This is a genomic window from Bacillus sp. AFS059628 (assembly GCF_002571225.1).
Classification (GTDB): Bacteria; Bacillota; Bacilli; order Bacillales; family Bacillaceae_G; genus Bacillus_A.
On the sequence record NZ_NVEC01000025.1, the window covers coordinates 22,638 to 41,719 of the forward strand.

Annotated in this window: 13 protein-coding genes; 6 read left to right on the forward strand and 7 right to left on the reverse strand. The window is 34.9% G+C overall.

Annotated elements, in window-relative coordinates; translation table 11 throughout:
• Window positions 1–16 precede the first annotated feature (16 nt).
• From COL05_RS09935 to COL05_RS09945, 3 genes are all read right to left on the reverse strand, one after another.
• Window positions 17–1,900 (reverse strand): vWA domain-containing protein, encoded by a 1,884-nt coding sequence (locus COL05_RS09935; protein ID WP_098668492.1) that lies wholly within the window; start codon window positions 1,898–1,900, stop codon window positions 17–19.
• A gap of 3 nt (window positions 1,901–1,903) precedes the next feature.
• Window positions 1,904–2,797, reverse strand: coding sequence for an ATP-binding protein (locus COL05_RS09940; protein WP_098668493.1), 894 nt, complete (start codon window positions 2,795–2,797; stop codon window positions 1,904–1,906).
• 127 nt (window positions 2,798–2,924) lie between these two features.
• Complete coding sequence (locus tag COL05_RS09945; RefSeq protein WP_098668494.1) at window positions 2,925–4,454, reverse strand: cardiolipin synthase; 1,530 nt, start codon at window positions 4,452–4,454, stop codon at window positions 2,925–2,927.
• A 323-nt stretch (window positions 4,455–4,777) separates the two neighbouring features.
• Between COL05_RS09945 and COL05_RS09950 the strand changes: the two genes are divergently transcribed.
• Window positions 4,778–5,104 carry a cobalt transporter gene (locus COL05_RS09950; protein ID WP_098668495.1) on the forward strand — a complete coding sequence of 109 codons (327 nt, stop codon included), beginning with the start codon at window positions 4,778–4,780 and terminating at the stop codon, window positions 5,102–5,104.
• Between the two features lie 477 nt (window positions 5,105–5,581).
• On the forward strand, window positions 5,582–7,288 hold the full coding sequence (locus COL05_RS09955; RefSeq protein WP_098668496.1) for a putative bifunctional diguanylate cyclase/phosphodiesterase: 1,707 nt from the start codon (window positions 5,582–5,584) through the stop codon (window positions 7,286–7,288).
• Window positions 7,289–7,320: 32 nt separating this feature from the next.
• On the opposite strand, the gene COL05_RS09960 is transcribed toward COL05_RS09955, so the two are convergent.
• Entirely contained in the window at window positions 7,321–8,712 is a 1,392-nt protein-coding gene (locus tag COL05_RS09960) for an amino acid permease (RefSeq protein WP_098668497.1), read from the reverse strand.
• A 450-nt stretch (window positions 8,713–9,162) separates the two neighbouring features.
• Here COL05_RS09960 and treR point away from each other — a divergent pair, with 450 nt between their 5' ends.
• The 3 genes from treR (at window position 9,163) to treC (ending at window position 13,117) form a co-directional block, all read left to right on the forward strand.
• The gene (gene treR, locus COL05_RS09965) at window positions 9,163–9,873 is read left to right on the forward strand and encodes a trehalose operon repressor (protein ID WP_001976171.1); all 711 of its coding nucleotides are present in this window, start codon (window positions 9,163–9,165) and stop codon (window positions 9,871–9,873) included.
• A 141-nt stretch (window positions 9,874–10,014) separates the two neighbouring features.
• The gene (gene treP / locus COL05_RS09970; protein WP_098668498.1) at window positions 10,015–11,442 is read left to right on the forward strand and encodes a PTS system trehalose-specific EIIBC component; all 1,428 of its coding nucleotides are present in this window, start codon (window positions 10,015–10,017) and stop codon (window positions 11,440–11,442) included.
• A 13-nt stretch (window positions 11,443–11,455) separates the two neighbouring features.
• The gene (treC, locus tag COL05_RS09975; protein ID WP_098668499.1) at window positions 11,456–13,117 is read left to right on the forward strand and encodes an alpha,alpha-phosphotrehalase; all 1,662 of its coding nucleotides are present in this window, start codon (window positions 11,456–11,458) and stop codon (window positions 13,115–13,117) included.
• Between the two features lie 32 nt (window positions 13,118–13,149).
• Here the strand turns inward: treC and gerKC are convergent, their stop codons facing one another.
• Genes gerKC through gerKA form a run of 3 tightly spaced genes read right to left on the reverse strand, consistent with a single transcriptional unit; the run spans window position 13,150 to window position 16,844 of the window.
• The gene (gerKC, locus tag COL05_RS09980; RefSeq protein ID WP_098668500.1) at window positions 13,150–14,274 is read right to left on the reverse strand and encodes a spore germination protein GerKC; all 1,125 of its coding nucleotides are present in this window, start codon (window positions 14,272–14,274) and stop codon (window positions 13,150–13,152) included.
• The gene (locus COL05_RS09985) at window positions 14,255–15,361 is read right to left on the reverse strand and encodes a GerAB/ArcD/ProY family transporter (protein ID WP_098668501.1); all 1,107 of its coding nucleotides are present in this window, start codon (window positions 15,359–15,361) and stop codon (window positions 14,255–14,257) included. The genes gerKC and COL05_RS09985 overlap by 20 nt, the downstream gene beginning before the upstream one ends.
• On the reverse strand, window positions 15,342–16,844 hold the full coding sequence (gerKA, locus tag COL05_RS09990) for a spore germination protein GerKA (protein WP_098668502.1): 1,503 nt from the start codon (window positions 16,842–16,844) through the stop codon (window positions 15,342–15,344). The genes COL05_RS09985 and gerKA overlap by 20 nt, the downstream gene beginning before the upstream one ends.
• A 404-nt stretch (window positions 16,845–17,248) precedes the next feature.
• On the opposite strand from gerKA, the gene COL05_RS09995 reads away from it, so the two are divergent.
• Window positions 17,249–19,081 (forward strand): GAF domain-containing sensor histidine kinase, encoded by a 1,833-nt coding sequence (locus COL05_RS09995; RefSeq protein ID WP_098668503.1) that lies wholly within the window; start codon window positions 17,249–17,251, stop codon window positions 19,079–19,081.
• The last annotated feature ends 1 nt before the right edge of the window (window position 19,082 follow it).

Here is a 19,082-nt window from a genome sequence, read left to right on the forward strand (position 1 = left end):
AGGANNTCCTGTTTTTCTATTCAATCGTCTTCAGTAATAACTTTTTCAATAGCGGTTTAATTTTCAGACGTAAATCTTCAGCATGATTTGCAACTAAGAAGTGATGGTTATAAATGTTCTTCATTAATTGATAAGTTGCTTCTTTTGCTTCGCCTTCTTCGATGAAGATTCCGATTACTTCCATACCACTTTTACGAGCAAGTTTGACAGCTTCATGCGTATCTAAAATACCGTCTTGTTGATAGTCTAGCGCAGAAGGCTCACCATCTGTAAAAATAAGTAAGAATTTATGCTTTTCTGGTCTTTTCGCAAGCTTTTCAGAAACGATACGAATAATATATCCGTCGCGGTTATCTTCCTCTTCGCGAAGCTGCATAATTTCAGGCCCAACGTTTGGTAACGTTGAGTTTTTATACGTTACAACTTCATGGATAACGTTCGGCTTATCTTCAGGTTTAGCACTAGAGGCATCTTCCCAAAATCCGCTAATAGCGTGCGGGATTTTTAAAGATTTCAACGCTTCATGGAATAGGACTACACTCTTTTTCGTTTCTTCCATTTTGTTATACATAGAACCAGAGCAGTCCACTAGTAGTTGGAATGCAACATCGAGTTCTTGTGATTCTTGTCCTTTTTTATAAAACATGCGCGGCTGCTTTTCAGTATAAATACGAAGGAATTTCTTACGAAGTCTTCCGTAATATTTATCACTATTTGCATTCATTTTATTTTCAATCGTTTTTTCGATAATTTTCTTTAATTCTTTTACATCTTTATTAACGACTGATTTGATAACTTGGTAATCTTTTTTCTCATCGCTATTTGCTCTGCGAGCCTCTTTAAATGTATGAGAGGCACCAACGTTATACTTACCGTATGCACCCTCGTTTTGGCTAGAAGCGTGTGAAGCTCTTGCTTCTTCTGTATCAGCACCATCAAAGTTGGATTGTGTACTTTTTTGAGAAGTACCTTGTACAGAACCAAGTGCTTGGTCGCCATCTTCTGATTCGCGAGCAGTATCGCCCATCATATTTGTTTTTGTTCCGCTTTCTAATTCAAAGCGTAAAAAGTTCTCGTTTTCGTTATTTTTATTTTCACGATGCCATGTAGAGAAACTTTCATCCATTTTGTTTTTATTTTCATCGTCATCTATGAGTTGTGTATCATCATTTGCTAAATCTTCGACGCGACAGTTCTTTTCGTCTGCGATGACAGATAAATAAAGCGGAGCATGTCCGAAATAATTATTAAGCATATCACTTTCAAGAAGGCCTTCTAAACGATAGCGAATTTTCTCAACGATATACATAATATCTTCCGTATTACGAACTTGGAATGTTTCATGCAAAATTGCTTCAATTTGCTCGAAGTATTCATTATTAAACATTTCATATTTATCGCTCGTTAATGACAGATAGCAGAGACAAAATAGACCATCACCGTGATAGTTACGAACACGATTGATTTCATTTTGTGAGCCGAAGTAATTGCGATACATTTCTTTTCTTCTTTTAAAAATATGCTTTGTGCCAGGGCGTAAGTTTTTTACAATTTCCTCAACACGTAAATCTTCTAATAGAACAAATAATTGTGTTAAAAACTTTTTTAAGGGTGATTCTTGTAATTCAATCGCATAAGAACGAATTAAAGTCATGTCCGAGTAATGTTTATTACCAAGTGCTTTTAAAAACACTTCGCTTTTTAATCCGATTACTGTATCCTCTTCTTTTCGATCATCCCAAAAGTGACTAATGACAACCTTTTTTTCAATTTCGTCGTAGTATGCTTTATAGCCATACTCAAGGTAGGCATCGTCTTCTTTTAGAAGAGCATACATTAAGTTTTCCATTTGTAGAAACAGCGACGCATCAATTTTTTTGTCACTAAAAATTTGTCTCATGAATTATCCCTCAAAGAAATAACTTTCTGCTAATTCACGGACAGTCATTTGTTCTGTTTCATCGTTTAATTTTGCGATAATACTACGTTCAATTGCACGCATAACAGGAATATATACACCTAAATCACATGCGTCGATAATGCCACGAATACTTGCTGCTTCTTCACTTACACGTCCATCACGAGCTAAAGGCATAAGGTCGCTTGCAAATGCGACGAACTTTTCAATTGTTGCAACATCATTTAATTTTGATTCTGCTAATAATAGTTCTTTTAATGTATCACCTTGAATATAAGGAACTTCAATAATAACGAAACGGTTTTTTAACGCTTCGTTTAGTTCACTTGTACCAACGTAACCTTCATTAATTGCTGCGATTACACGATATTCTTCATCACCGTATACAACTTCTTGTGTAAATGGGTTAGTAATCATTTTACGATAATCTAATGCACCGTGAAGAAGTGGTAACGTTTCAGGTTTTGCCATATTGATTTCATCAATATATAAGAAATGACCGCTCTTCATTGCCTTCATAAGAGGACCGTTAACGAATGTAACTTCAGATGCGCCATCTTTTGTTTGTAGTGTGTTGTATCCTAAAATACCTTCTACATCTAGATCAACAGAACAGTTAATGCTATGCATTGGTTTTTGGAATAAAGAAGAAAGAGTTTCAGCTAGTACTGTTTTACCACTACCAGTCGGCCCTTTTAATAGAATGTTTTTGCCAAGAAGAAGTGCTGTAATGGCATCTTCGATAATGCTGTTATCAGATGCCTTATATATTTTGGTACCGATTAAATGTGCATTTTCACCAGCTTCTTGTTTATTCTTTTCGTGAATGTTTGAGAGCTGTTGTTTTAAATCAGCATGTATATGAAATTGTTCTAACATGTATTTCCCACCTAACATTATTTTCATAAAGTAATACATCTTATGATAACTTGTTTTAATATGGTATGCAAAGAAAAGGAAAAGAGAGAAATACAAAAGAAAAAGCAATCAATATTACATTGACTGCTTACAGTAAAGGAGAAATGAGCCTCATAAAAGACTCCAATATTCGTTTTTTGATACTTCTTTTTTGGAAAGCGTTCCATTTAATTTCAGTGGAATGCTTAAAGTCTTCTTCAAAATCACGTTTTATATCATGAACAGTTTCTGATTCATAAAGTACGCTAATAAGTTCGTAATTTAATTCAAAGCTACGTACGTCCATATTTGCTGTTCCAATTGTCGCGATTTTATCATCAACAAGTACAATTTTCGCATGCATAAAACCATCTTTATAACTATAAATGGAAGCACCAGCTTTTAAAAGTGGAGTGAAGTAGGACTGAGATGCTTGATCACTAATAATACTATCACTTTTACCAGGATATAAAATACGTACATCTATGCCAGATATTGCGCTTAAACGTAATAACGTTAAAGTTTCTTGATCTGGAATAAAGTATGGTGTAGCGATCCAAATCGATTTTTTTGCAGATCCCATAATAGCTAATAATGTATTGCGAATGCTTTTATCATCTGAGCTTGGTCCGCTCGCTACAATTTGCACAGCACCTTCTGCACTTAAAATTTCTTTACCAGGGAAGTATTGTCTATTCATAAATTGATCCCAGGAATAAGTATTCAACCCACTAGATGCATAGAGCCAGTCCTCTAGAAAGATTGCTTGTAATTTATATAGTGCTTTTCCTTCTATTTTTAAATGACTATCCCGCCAAACGGGGAATTTTTTTGAACGGCCAAGGTATTCATCACCGACGTTGAGCCCCCCAGTAAAACCGATTTCTCCATCTACGATGACAATTTTACGATGGTTGCGATAATTGACAGTTTCAAGTAACCAAGCTGAAAAAATAGGGTCAAATTCAACAATTTCAATCCCAGCTTCTTTCATAGGTTTTAAAAAGCGTCTTCTTAACGTATTACTTCCTAATCCATCATAAAGGAAGCGTACAATAACACCAGATTTTGCTTTTTTTATTAACGCATCCCGAACTTTTGTACCAATCTCATCAGATTTATAAATATAGTATTGAATATGTATGTGATGTTTTGCTTGCTCGATAGCTTGCAAAATTTCTGAGAATGTTTGATCTCCGTTTGTTAAAAGTTTTGTAGTTGTTCTATCTGCGGCAGGTCCGCCTCCGAATTTTTGTATAACTTTTGTTAAATGTGTAGAACGCTCATGTAAGGGGACTGTGAGTGATAATTCTACTCGTCTTCCTTCTAATATTTCACGGAATAATTTTCTTTGCTCTTCTGAACGATGTAGATGTTTTTTTCTTCTCCAACGGCTACGACCGAAAATAGAGTATAAAAGCACACCTACAACGGGAAGAAGTGCTAATACTAAAAACCAGGCTAAAGTACTTTGAGGAGACCTATTTTCGATAAAAATAACGAATGAAATTCCTATGATTGTAATAGACCATAAGGCACCGACAAATGTATATAAAGAAATAAACGATGTATTTAATAGGAAAAGAACGATAGATATAATTACAAATATTAATAATAATTGAACGATAGGCTTCTTCATTTTTATAAAATTCCTCTAATCTTTCTTAAATATAAACTTCTTATAAAAAGGTACAATCCGACATTCTTATTATAAAGTGTTTTGTTTTTTTTACAAAATATAGACATTTTCCTCATGCCTTCCGCATTTGTCCTACATACAGTATATTGTTACGCTATTAGCCCGCTATTTGCTGGTTAATAAACAGTGTAGGAGGGACAAAATCCTTGCCCCTTATATAGGAAAGGGGCAAGGATTCTTACTATTATATAGGTTACCAACAAGGTCCGTACTATTCATAAAATATCTATTAAGATGAGAAAATGGAAAAGGAGCGGAGAAACATGAATTATATAGAAAATAACGGATTGTATTATCGTAATCATCATCATGGAGGGCACAATTATAACGGTGGGCATCACCACCATGGAGGACACAATCACCATGATCATCACCACCATCACGGAGGTGGATGGGGCTGGGGTGGTGGTTCATGGGGCGGTGGATTTTTCCCTGGAAGCTTTGCTGGAGGTGTTTTAGGGGGACTTACAGCTGGCGCGTTAACGGGTGCAGCAGGTGGAGGCTACTATCCAGCACCGTATCCAGTAACTTATCCAGCGCCATACCCAACGCCATATCCGGGTTATCAGCAAATAACATATCCATATTAAACTAAAAAAAGAGGCTTTCCTCTTTTTTAGTTTAATAAAGCATTTATAAAATATTTCCAAAAAAATGGTGAAAATATGTTAATATTTTGTTATTGTAATTTTAAAACATATATACTAATTTTAATTTTTATATTCTTATTCAGGAATAGTTGTATAGTGTGCTCAAATGTCTATTTCGCTAGTAAAGTAAAAAGGTTAGATGTAAGTAGAATTAGTAGGAAACTAGGATTGTATAGAGCTAGTTATAAAGGTATGTAAGTATAATAAGGTAAGCTAAGTATAGCGATAAGAAACAACTATTTATAATTGAAACGGTATTATATTGCTTTTTATTACAAATAATATTATGTTATTTTAATCGGCATATTTCAAAATATGATTTATGTAAAGGACGATTATTAGGAAATGAAATGTCTCTATTTCTATGAAAAGAAACAAGTTGTGTTTTAGTCAGATAGGAAGCAAGGAGAGATGCGCATGCTAGAACAAAGAGGTCATGCATTATATGACTCTTCATTGCGAGATTTAAAGTTAGCATTAGATGAGTCTTCAATTGTTGCGATTACAGACCGAAATGGTCTTATTACATATGTAAATGATAAGTTTTGTGAAATATCCAAATATCCACGAGAAGAGTTAATAGGGAAAGATCATCGTATTTTAAATTCAGGGCATCACCCGAAAACATTTTTTCAAGTTCTTTGGAAGCGTATTTTGAGCGGAAAAGTATGGAGAGGTGAAATTCAAAATCGAGCAAAAGATGGGACATATTATTGGGTTAAAACAACAATTGTTCCATTTTTAAATGAAAAAGGAGAGCCATATCAATTTATTGCGATCCGAAATGATATTAGTAGTAGGAAAGAAGCAGAACAGAGGTTGCGTTTAAGCGAAAGCCGTTATAGGGAGCTTGCGTATCATGATGCTTTAACGAGTTTGCCGAACCGACTACAGTTAATAACGACTGTTAACGAGATGATTGCAGGCAAAAAAGAATTTGGTATGATTTATTTTGATTTGGATCGTTTTAAATTTGTAAATGACACGTTAGGTCATATGATAGGGGATTTACTTTTAAGCGAAGTTGCTTCACGGTTGCATTATGTGCTAGGAGAGAAAGATGTTCTGGCTAGGCTGGGGGGCGACGAATTTGTGCTGTTAACAAAAAATCATACGCAAGATGAAATGAGGCAGCTGGCGACATCTGTGTTGTCGTGTTTTCAGGCACCATTCATGCTTGAAGGGCATGAAGTATACATTTCAGCTAGTCTAGGACTTTGCTCATATCCGCAAGACGGACAAGATGTTGAAACGCTATTGAAAAATTCGGATTTAGCTATGTACAGTGCGAAAGAACAAGGTAGAAATGCGGCGTGTTTCTTTACAGATGAGTTACGTGCGAAAATAAATCGTAGAATGAAAATTGAATTTGCCTTGCAAAAGGCAATTCGTGATGAAGAGTTAGATGTGGCGCTGCAGCCTATTATTGATTTGAAAACGAAGAGATATACTGGTATTGAGGCTTTAGTACGTTGTTCGACAGAAGAGGGGCCGATTTCGCCAGGCGAATTTATTCCAGTAGCTGAAGAATCTGGACTTATTATAAAATTAGGGGACTGGGTATTAGAAAAGTCATGTCGCTTGTTTAAAACATTGCCAGAGTATCAAGACGGACTAAAGTTATCTGTGAATTTATCCATACAACAATTAATGCAAAAGCGTTTTATTTTATCTGTACGTAGCATTTTAAGGAGAACGGGCTTTCCTCCGAATCGTTTGATTTTAGAAATAACGGAAAGCATTGCTGTTCGACATTTTGATTATATTATTGCTACATTACAAGAATTAAGGAATATGGGTATATTAATTGCTTTAGATGACTTCGGAACGGGCTATTCTTCTTTATATTATTTAAAACAATTACCACTGGACATAGTAAAAATTGATCGTAATTTTATTCGTGAATTTCATTATGATCATGCACAGCCAGAGCGAACGATTGTAAAATCTGTTATTGAAATTGCCCATAGCTTACATTTAGCAGTAGTTGCTGAAGGGGTAGAGACAGTAGAGCAAGAAAGTTTATTACAATCTATGGGCTGTGATTACGTACAAGGATTTTATTATGCGAAACCTTTATCTGTAGGAGAGTTAAAAGAAAAGTTAATGACAGATTTCGAATAAAAAAGAGAAGCTGGTAGCTTCTCTTTTTTAATTTATTTTTTTGAGTTTTTCATTAGTACTGGATAAAGAATAAGGCCTAATACGAACAATCCGATTCCTAAGAAGAACGTTTTTAAATCAGCAGTGCCTGTTTTGATAACCCAAATAGAATATATAAATGCTAACGTAGTAATGATGCCGTCCTTTATTCGAGAGCCAGGCATTATATCATATGTTTCTCCTGTAATAACCAGTTTGAATTGGTACAGCGTAGAAACAAGGTATGGAATTAAATAAGCTAATGTTGCTACAACGATAGCGAAATTATAAGCTTCTGACACGGTACCAGAAATCGTTGAGAACAAGAAAATCTGCGTCATTACATTTGTAATCAATAATGATTTTGAAGGACTACCTTTTTTATTCGTTTTCGCGAAAAGCTTGGGGAAAAGTCCGTTCTTTGCAGCCTGGTAAGGTGCTTCTGAACTAACAACAATCCAGCCCACTGTAGATCCAAATAAAGATACAAGTGCAAGTAGAGCCATGATATAGGCACCTTTATTGCCAATGGCTAAATTTAATGCATCTACTAATGGTTTTTGAGACTCTTTTAAAGCATCTTGCGGGAGAGCGCCCATTGTAAGTAGAGTAATTGACATGTAAATAAGAAGAGCGATAATTAATCCGAAAATGGTAGCTTTTTTTACATCGCGCTGAGATTTTGCACGATTAGAAAGCATGACAGCCGATTCAATACCGATAAATGCCCAAAGTGTTGCAATAGCAGCTGAATTGATTTGTCCACCTAAAGAAATGGATTGTCCTGCTTCATTCATAAATGTTTGACCGTCTCCGAAATTAGAGGCATTGAAAATAAATAATGTGATTACAATAAACATTGTAAATCCGATAATCTTTGCAATGGTAGCAAGAAGATTCATATTTCCAGCTCGGTCAATATTTTGAGAAAGAATATATTGAATTCCCCATAACATAAGGCTACATACGAGGAAAGTTAATCCTTTTCCGAGTTCTAGTGAAAATCCGTTCGTTGAAAAGAGAATTTGCTTACTTTGTAAAACTGGAAAGAATGTTGATAAATATCCAGCGAAGGAAATAATAACAGATGCTGTTGCAGCCCAGTTCGCAGCCCAATATCCCCATGCCATACTATATCCTGCAACTTTACCCGCTTTTTTTGAAGGGAACATTGCTTGAGCGTAACTTTGTGGTCCTGCTTTTAATTCTGGTTTTCGAATTGCTAAATTTCCAAACACGAGTGCAATCATAAATACGCCAAGACCTGTAATACTCCATGCAAGTGTAGAACCCATTGGACCTGATACTTGTGCTAAATTTGCTGGGAGCATAAATACGCCACCACCAACCATATTTCCGATAACAAAAGCTGTTAAAATCCATAATCCCCATTTTTTCGTTTCCATTTTTGTTAACTCCTTTGTAGTAAGTTTTGCTTAAACATCATTTTTTACTAGCTTTTTGGCAATAAAAAAAGAGCCATGTAGATAAAAAATACCTACATGGCTCTTCGCCAAAGCGTAGGTACAACGGGAATAACCCTTGTACCTACGCGTAATTTTTCCGCTAGGTTTCAAGGGTTACGTATGATGATGATGTTTTTGTGCAAATGTAACTACAATTGTTGTATAAGTAAGCATAGTTCTTTGCTCCCTTTCTCCTCTGATTTTGAAGTTAGTATACTACATGTTTTTTTGAATGAAAAGAAAAATATAAAAATTTTTATAAAAATACGTTTTAAAGATTAAATATTTACCTGTATTTTTCCTATACTGGAAAATAAGTGAGAGATTGGCAGAAGAGTGTAGCATGGTATAATACATATAGAATTAGAAGGTGACAAGGGGCTATTGTAGATGATGAGCAAGTATGAACAAATTTATACAGAAATCAGTAAGTCTATTGATAATAAACAATTAAAAGAGGGATGCAAAATCCCATCAGAAACTGAATTAATGAAGCAATATGAAGCGAGCCGAGGTACAGTAAGAAAAGCTGTAGATTTATTACAAGAGCGTGGATATGTTCAAAAAATACATGGAAAAGGTGTCTTTGTTTTAAAGCGAAAAAACATTGAATTCAACTTTGGTGGCATTGTAAGCTTCCAAGAAGAAAATGAACGTTTAGGACGCCATTGTATTACAGAAGTCGTGGAAATGGAGAAAGTAAAAGCGACAAAAGAGGTTGCAAAGCTATTAAATGTGAAAGAGAAAACAGAAATAGATCATATTAAACGCGTACGGAATATTGATGGAGAAAAAGTAATTTTGGATATTAATCATTTTGTATCGGAATATATTCCTGGATTAACGAGTGAAATTGCAGCGCAGTCCATTTATAAATACATTGAGAAAGAACTAGGTCTTCATATTAGTTATTCGCAGAGAGTAATTGAAGTACAGCCATGTACAGAGGACGATAGAAAGTATTTAGATTTAAATGGAACAGACTATGTTGTTGTCGTGAAAAACTTTACGCATTTTTATGATGGAAGTCAGTTCGAATATACAGAATCCCGCCACCGCTTAGATATTTTTCATTTTTCAGATGTGGCGCGGAGAAAATAAGGAGATGGAACGTAATAACGTTTCATCTCTTTTTTTTATAAAAAAATGACAAACTCGTATATACGAGTGTTGACTAACTTATATATACGAGTTAATATGTAATTGTAAACGGTATCAAAAAAAGAAAAGAGGGACGGGAATATGGGGAAAGACTATCGTAAAACAGCAGAGGAAGTGTTGCAGTATATTGGTGGGAAAGACAATATTGAACAAGCTGCACACTGTGTAACGAGACTCCGTATCGCTTTAAAAGATGAAAGTAAAATAGATAACGATAAATTACAATCTGTTTCATTAGTGAAGGGAGCGTTCCATAACGCTGGGGTATTTCAAATTGTAATCGGTCCAGGAGATGTTGATCGAGTATATGCTGAATTGATAACGCTTGCAGGTATGAAGGAAGCGACAGTAGCTGACGTAAAAGATTCTGGAAATCAAAAGTTAAATCCAGCTCAAAAGTTTGTAAAAGTATTTTCAGATGTATTTATGCCGATATTACCAGCAATCGTAACAGCTGGTTTACTAATGGGAATTAACAACCTATTAGGGGCGAAGGACTTATTTTTTGAAGGTAAAAATTTATTAGATGTGTATCCAAACTTAAGTGGGCTTTGGGATTTAATTAATATGATGGCGAATACAGCTTTCGTATTCTTACCAGCACTTGTCGGTTGGTCAGCAACAAAACGTTTTGGTGGTAGTCCGATATTAGGGATTGTTATGGGATTAATGCTTGTGCATCCAGCCTTATTAAACGCGTGGGATTACGGAAAAGCAGCGACTGGTTTAGACGGACAAAAGATTGAGTACTTCGATATTTTAGGATTATTTCAAATTGAGAAGGTAGGGTATCAGGGTCAAATCTTGCCGGTTTTAGTAGCTGCATTTGTATTAAGTAAAGTGGAAATTTTCTTGAAGAAACATGTACCAAATGCAATTCAACTATTAGTTGTACCAATTACAACGATTGTCGTAACAGGTGTATTAGCACTAGGGATTATTGGTCCAGTTACACGTCATATTGGAGATTTATTAACAGTTGGATTAGTAGGTGTATATGAAACAGTACCAGTAGTTGGTGCAGTATTGTTTGGAGCATTATATGCACCGCTCGTAATTACAGGTATGCATCATATGTTTATTGCTATCGACTTACAATTAATTGCACAGCACGGTGGTACATTCATTTGGCCAATGATTGCCCTTTCTAACATTGCGCAAGGTAGTGCGGCACTTGCGATGTTCTGGATTTCTAAAAATCAAAATGATAAAAGCATGGCATCTACATCAGCAATCTCAGCATATTTCGGTATTACAGAACCAGCTATGTTTGGTGTAAACTTACGAAATAAATTCCCGTTCTATGCAGCGATTATAGGATCGGCTATTGCAGCTATATTTATTACGTTAAATGGTGTATTAGCACCTGCTATCGGAATTGGCGGATTACCAGCATTTATTTCTATCATTCCGAAATCGATTCCGATGTTTATTGTCGGAATGGTTATCGCAGTTGTAATCCCATTTACGTTAACGTGGTTATTTGCAAAACGAGTAAAACAGAAGTAGGAGGAAGTTGAACATGAAGGATTGGCATAAAAGTGTAGTTTATCAAATTTATCCGAAGAGCTTTAATAGCTATTACAATAAAGAAACCGGTGATATAAAAGGGGTTACAGAGAAACTAGATTATTTAAAAGAACTCGGAGTAGATTATATTTGGTTAACACCGATATACCAATCACCACAAAATGATAATGGATACGATGTAAGTGATTACTACAGCATTGATCCATCTTACGGTACGATGGAAGAGTTTGAAGAGCTTTTAGAAGAAGCAAAGGCACGTAACATTGAAATTATGCTGGATATCGTTGTAAATCATAGTTCGACGGAGCATAAGTGGTTTAAGGAAGCGAAGGAAGATAAAAATAGTCCATATCGTAATTATTACATTTGGCGTGATGAAAAAAATAATTGGCAATCTAAGTTTGGCGGGTCTGCTTGGAAATATGATGAGAAGACAGAGCAATATTTTTTACATCTATTTGATGAGACGCAAGCTGATTTAAATTGGGAAAATGAAAAACTTCGTGAAGAAGTGTATGAAATGATGGGCTTTTGGCTTGATAAAGGGGTAACTGGATTCCGATTAGATGTTATTAATTTAATTTCAAAAGATCAACAGTTTTTAAATGATGACGGAAGTACGGCAACAAGCGATGGACGTAAATATTATACAGATGGTCCGCGTGTTCATGAATATTTACAAGAGATGAACCGAAATGTTTTTGAAGGGAAAGATGTAATTACAGTTGGAGAAATGTCATCTACAACAATTGATAATTGTATTAAATATTCAAACCCTGAGCGCAATGAATTAAGTATGACGTTTAGTTTTCATCATTTAAAAGTAGATTATCCGAATGGAGATAAGTGGACGGAAGCGCATTTTGATTTCATTAAATTAAAAGAGATTATGTCTAATTGGCAAATTGAAATGCAAAAGGGCGGGGGATGGAATGCATTGTTCTGGTGTAATCATGACCAGCCTCGTATTGTATCACGCTTTGGCGATGATCGAAAGTACCGAAATGAATCTGCAAAAATGTTAGCGACAGCTATGCATATGTTGCAAGGTACACCTTACATTTATCAAGGCGAAGAAATCGGTATGACGAATCCTAAATTCGAATCCATCGAGCAATATCGCGATGTAGAATCGTTAAATATATATGATATAAAGCGAGAAGAAGGATTATCAAAAGAAGAGATTATCGGGATTTTAAAACAAAAATCTCGTGACAACTCCCGTACGCCGATGCAGTGGAATGAAGAAATGAACAGTGGTTTTACAACAAGTACACCTTGGATTTCAGTGGCTGAAAACTTTAAAGAAATAAATGTGGAGAAGGCACTAGAAGATAAAGAGTCTGTATTTTACCATTATAAAAAGTTAATAGAACTTAGAAAAACGTATGATGTAATTACAGAAGGAGAATATGCTATTTTAGATGAAAATCATCCTAAAATTTGGGCATATACTCGTACTACAGAGAGTGAAGTGTTGCTTGTTATTAATAACTTCTACGGAGAAGAAATAACGTATTCAGTACCAGCCCATGTTCAATTAGATGGAATGAAACAAGAAGTACTACTGTCGAATTATAAAGATTCCAGCAAGGACATTACAAAACTTAACTTAAGACCATATGAATCAATTGTCTATCGATATATGAAATAAAAGGTTGTATGCCCGCGCGGCATACAACCTTTTTACTTTAAGACACCACTATACAAAATATTTACGTCTACTTCTGGTTTGAATTTTACTTTTGCATAATCTTTATTCCAATTTTTTTTCTTCCATAAGTCAGGATGATATGCGATAAGATGTCTTCCGATACCGAAAGCATCACAATTTGCTTTTTGTAGTTGGTTTGTTATTTTTTTTGCTTCTTTCGTAAGTTGTTTAGATAGTTCTTTGTTTAGTTTTTCTCTATCGTCCATTGTATACAGATTATCTCTTGGAGATTCAAGTGCTATTACCTTTAGTTGTAGCTTAATATGAGCATAAACATTTCCTTTTTTATCGGTTTTTATTTTTAAGTCTCGTTTTAACTTTCGATTGCTAATTTCCATTGTTACATAATCAGATGTCTTCTCTGATTCCTCGCTAGTAAGTTTTTGGGTTATACGGGCACTTGTTCCCATTTTTCCGGTTAATAATACGAATAAAACCGATTGTTTCAAAGGTAAATGCCCAGTCAATTTATCATTGTTAAATAAAGCTAACCCGTTTGTAATTACTTCTTTTCCTTTTATTTTTATGGAAGGGAGGGTAAAGTCTTTACCGGGATCCAACATTTTTGTAGCAGCTGTTTCTAAAGTTTCTTTTGGAAATACACTCATATCTTCTAAGCTTTTCACTTTTTTCTTTAAAAAATCTCCAATTAATAAATTTCCTACTTTCTTTTTTTCGAGTACCTCGGACGTTTCACCATCTACTGCAATAACCTTTACTAAAGCAGTTGGATTTGTTGGGTCCCGAAAACTGACATCTAAATAGGGGAGTATCCCTTTTTTTAGAATTTTGGTTCCTAATAATTGAACACCATATTTAAAATAGCGAATATTCCCAGTCACATTTTTTTTTAGGGCATCGCTTGTATCCCTTATGTTATGCCCCGTTGCTGAATGTATTTCATTCTCGAATGAAGATTGTTCTCCGCTTGAACTTTTTACGAGCTCTATTGTTTGCTGGAGTTTATTCTCTTCCGTAATATCAGCTCCAATGCTATAAGCTAACCTTGCCTCCCTTAATGGTTCTTGATCCCAACAGCCAGAAAGGAGGGAACTAGTACATAATATAAAAAGTAATTTAACTCTTTTTTGGAACATATTGTTCTCCTTTCTTCTTTCTTATTACTGAATAAAGTAGAAATAAAAGAGGGAGGCCAACGATGAAAATATAGGTGAACTTATCAGTGAAAGTAGAAATTACTTTTAATTCTTCAGGCGTATCTATAAATAAGGCTACACTAAAAGCAATAATACCAACGATTGGAACAGCTTTTTTATGATTAGAAAGGTTGAATATGTGTCCAATGCCAATAGAAGCAGCACAATAATAACTAGCAATAGAGGCAGCAACAGTTATCATCCAAATTGGTATGAATAGTAAATCAGTCCGGTCTATAATCCCGATATGTAAGGAGCGTAATAAGTAAGCAACTGGCTCTGGGATAAGTTCAATTTGTTTTGGACTAAATACGATAAAGCAAATCCAAACAGTAAAAGCATAAAAGAGAGTCACAAATCCATTAGCGATAGAAATTGCCTTCAGTTTTGCCACAGAACTCCCATTTACTTTAGGAAATGCGATAAGAAAGATTTCAAAACCATACATAGCTGTAATTGTTTCTTTCGATGCTTGAATAATATTCCACCATCCAGCCTCTGTAATGGGAAAAATATAAGAAAAATCAGCTCGGGAAAGCCCAAGGGCAATTAAAAGCGCCATAGGTAAAATTAGAATAGAGGTCATGACATAAAATCGTACGATGACTTTAAACGTATTATAAGCTACATAACAACAAGCTATTGTAAATAGCATGAGAATGGCATACCACGGAGTTGCTTGTAATATCCAAACTTTAATGACATTACAAACATTTAACATAACCGTCATACCGATAAGGATAAAATAAAAAACATAAGCAAAACCTAATAGTTTTCCAAACTTATTACCAAATAGCATACAAACACTCTCATACATATCTGCATCAGGAAATCGTTTTAAGAAAAGCCACATAAGTAAAATGATAAGTTGAATTGCCAATCCAGCGATGAGTGCAGAAATCCATCCACCACCTTTAGCAATCGGATGAAGGCGGTTTGGTAGAGAAAGTATACCCACTCCAATTTGGCATTGAATAACGAAAAAGGTAAATTGAACTAGCGAGATTTTACTTTGCGTGTTTGTCACCGTCCTCATCCTCTCTCGTTACATGTTGACGTTGCATTTTTTTCGGTTTTGGATCATGTGGTCGTTCCCAAAATGACCAAATTGGTAGTCTTACGAAAGAATCTTTCATATCTTTAATTCGCATCGGGGCAATAGGAGAAAGATATGGTGTATGAAATGAATGTAGTTGACATAAATGAACGAAAGTTATAATTAGACCGAATGATATGCCTACATATCCAAATATGGCAGCAAGGAGCATTAATGGAAAACGAAGAATTCGAACTGCTGAACTCATATCGTTTGATGGAACGAGAAAAGATGAGATTGCAGTTAAAGCTACTACGATGATCATCGTATAAGAAACGAGCCCAGCTTTTACAATCGCATCACCAATTACTAAACCACCTACAATACCGATTGTTTGTCCAACACGGCTCGGCAAGCGAATACCAGCTTCTCGTAATAACTCGAAAATTAACTCCATTAAGAGAGCTTCAAAAATAGGAGGAAGCGGTACTTTCTCTAACGAAGCTTTAATCGTATACACAAGTTCGAGCGGCAACACATCGGGATGAAATGCGACAGTTGCAATATATAAAGCTGGCAAGAGAAAGGCAATTAAAAAACTTACTAAGCGAATCATTCGGACGAAAGAACCGACAATCCAGCGGTTATTATAATCATCTGGTGATTGATAAAAAGCGAATAACGTAACAGGTACGATGAGCGTTGTTGGATCTCCGTCAGATAAAATGGCAACACGTCCTTCCATTAAATTAGCAACAGTTCTATCTGGACGCTCTGTATTTAATTGCTGCGGAAATGGCGAGAAAGACGTATCCTCTATAAATTCTTGTATGTATCCTGGTGACATAAGTGCATCCGTTTTAATCGTTTCTAATCTTCTTTTCACTTCTGTAACTAAATCGTCATTCGCTATATTTTGCATATAAGCAATTGCCACTTTCGTGTGCATCTCTTCACCAATTGTAAAGTATTTAACAACTAAATTTGGACTCTTAATGAGTTTACGAATAGAGGTTAAATTCGTTGCTAAATCTTCTACGAAACCAGTATGTGGTCCACGTACAATGCCTTCATTATCAGGCTCTGCTATATCTCTCTTTAAAGATAAGGTTGTTTCGAAAATACAAAAACTGTCGACATGTTCATGAAAATATAAGGATTTACCTTGTAATAAAACCTGTACTCCATAATTTAAATTCGTTTCTTTTTTCATATTTAACGTAGAAAAAGATTTATCTAAAGGTAAATCCGAACGCGTTAATAATGGCTCAAGAGCTAATTGATGAATTAAATTTGGATCTGCTAAAGATTCAATATATATGATTGTTCCTTTTCCGTTTTGAAAAGGGATATCTAATTTTTTTATATCATCTGAGTGACAGAGTTTATTTTCAATGTAATTCATATTTTCCGAAAGTGATGGAAACATATGCTTTTGGTTTTTACTCTCTTGCTGTTCTTTTTGCTCTGTCATAATTTCCACCTCTTTTAGAATAAAGTTACTTCTGTTAATTTTTGCTTTTTGTGAGAATTTTATGCTTGGATTATTTGGCAAGGTAGCTTGAAAGTTCTGTTGCGTTATCTTCTATACTTAAAGAAAATGAAAATTAGGAGAATGGGAAGAAAGCGTATATTAGATTGACGATATTAATATATATCTTTTGTACTATAGGAGGGTAAACCTAGGGGCACATATAATTACATCATTCGATGAATAGGAAATTTAAGAAAAGAGATTTATAATAGTATTGTGTCTTGCCTTTTTAAGTGCAGTACACAGCCGGTGATTGGCTAGTGGAGGTTCTTCCATTTTGCCAGTGCCGGTTTTTTATTGGATAATAGAGAAAATGAAGTTTTATAAAGAAAGAAGGGGTTGTTTTGAAGGATGTAAATTCTATCTTTATGAGAGAAAAGATTGCTAGTTCTTATCTTTATTTTATTTCTTTTCTTGGTTTAATTACTATAACTATATCTTTACTTGAAATTAAAATCCCTTCTCATTCAACAATACTAATATTGTTATTAATATTTATGGGGATTGCAGAGTATTTTCCTGTACGATTTTGGAGAGGAACGAGCTCGCTTGCCTTTCCTATAATTTACGCTATGAGTTGGCAGTTTGGAATCCATATAACTATTATTGCTATTGTACTCGTAACGTTAATTATTCACCTGCATCGTCGTTCACCAATACAAAGAATGTTATTTAATAGTACTCAGCATGCGCTTAGTTTGATCTTGGCCGAATGGTTTTCAAATAAATGTATGCTCTTATTAATTAACAAGATAGATATGTCAGTTCTATATGAAAATTTAATATCTTTGTTATTATTTTGCGTGTTTTTTTGTTTTTTCAACAACCGCTTTTACGATTTGTTAATGATACTCCTTCCGCAACCATATTCAATCTATCAGTGGTATAAAAAAACTGTAACTGTATTTCTTTGCGAAACTTTTGGTTTCTCTTATGCGGCACTGATGCATGTATTAATTAGTACATATAGTGTGGAAGTAAACGAGGTTACAGTACTGTTTTTCTTTTTTCCACTTGTAGCAGCCTCAATTATTAGTTCTTTTTCTGTACGGATAAGGATGGAGAAGGAACGATTATATGAATTATTTCTTATTACGACCGAAATTAGTCGAGGACTAACGGGAGGAAACTTGAAGCATATTAAACAAGCACTTAAAGGTTTTTTCGGCATACAAGCATATGTAATATGGACAAAAGATGATGGAAACTGGAATATTCTATTAAAAGATGGAAAAGTCCGCTCTAATATTTCTGATCATTCAGAAAACAGCAAGGCGTTTGAGGAACTCTCTAAAAATCTAGTATTTAATGATTGGAAAATTGGTACGGCTCCTGGAGATGAAATATTTGATAGTGTCATACGCTCACTTGTGTATTTTCCTCTTATTGTAAATCATGAACTAGTCGGAATGTTTGTTGCAGGAAAAAGTAGAACTGCAGGGTTTTTTCCGGAAGATGTACAGTCGTTAGCTACATTTTCTAACCAATTAGCTAACGTAGTTAAAACAAGGATATTGATTTCTGAGCAGGAAAAAAGAATGATTTTAGAAGAAAGAAATAGAATCGCACGCGAAATTCATGATGGTATTGCGCAAACATTGGCCGGGGTGATATTTCAACTAGAATCCGCGCAGAAAAAATACCGTGATAAACCAATAGATATGCAGCAAATAGTAGAGAAAAGCATAAAAGATTTAAGGGGAAGCCTAGGGGAAGTTCGCTATTCTATTTATGCTTTAAAACCATATCCCACACAACAATTAGGACTTAAGCAGGCGATAGCGAGTAAAATAAAGTCTTTAAAACAAGAATACGAACTAGATATTACATATCATGAAAGAGGTCATGCACGTGCGCTTAGTTTTTCAAAAGAAAGGGTTATTTTTGATACATTACAAGAGAGTTTGCAAAACATTGTAAAACATGCAAAAGCAGAAAAGACTGATGTTTTACTTAGCTATCAAAGTGAGCACGTGCTTTTAAGGGTTAAGGATAATGGGGTTGGTTTCTCATTATTTGAGTCTATGATTAAAACGAAGAATGAGCCACATTATGGTATATTACATATGAATGAACAAGCTGAACAGTTAGGGGCTACTTTACAGATTGATAGTTCTGTAGGGAAAGGGACAGAAATTACACTATTAATTCCAGATTCACAAACAAGGGGTGCGTAAA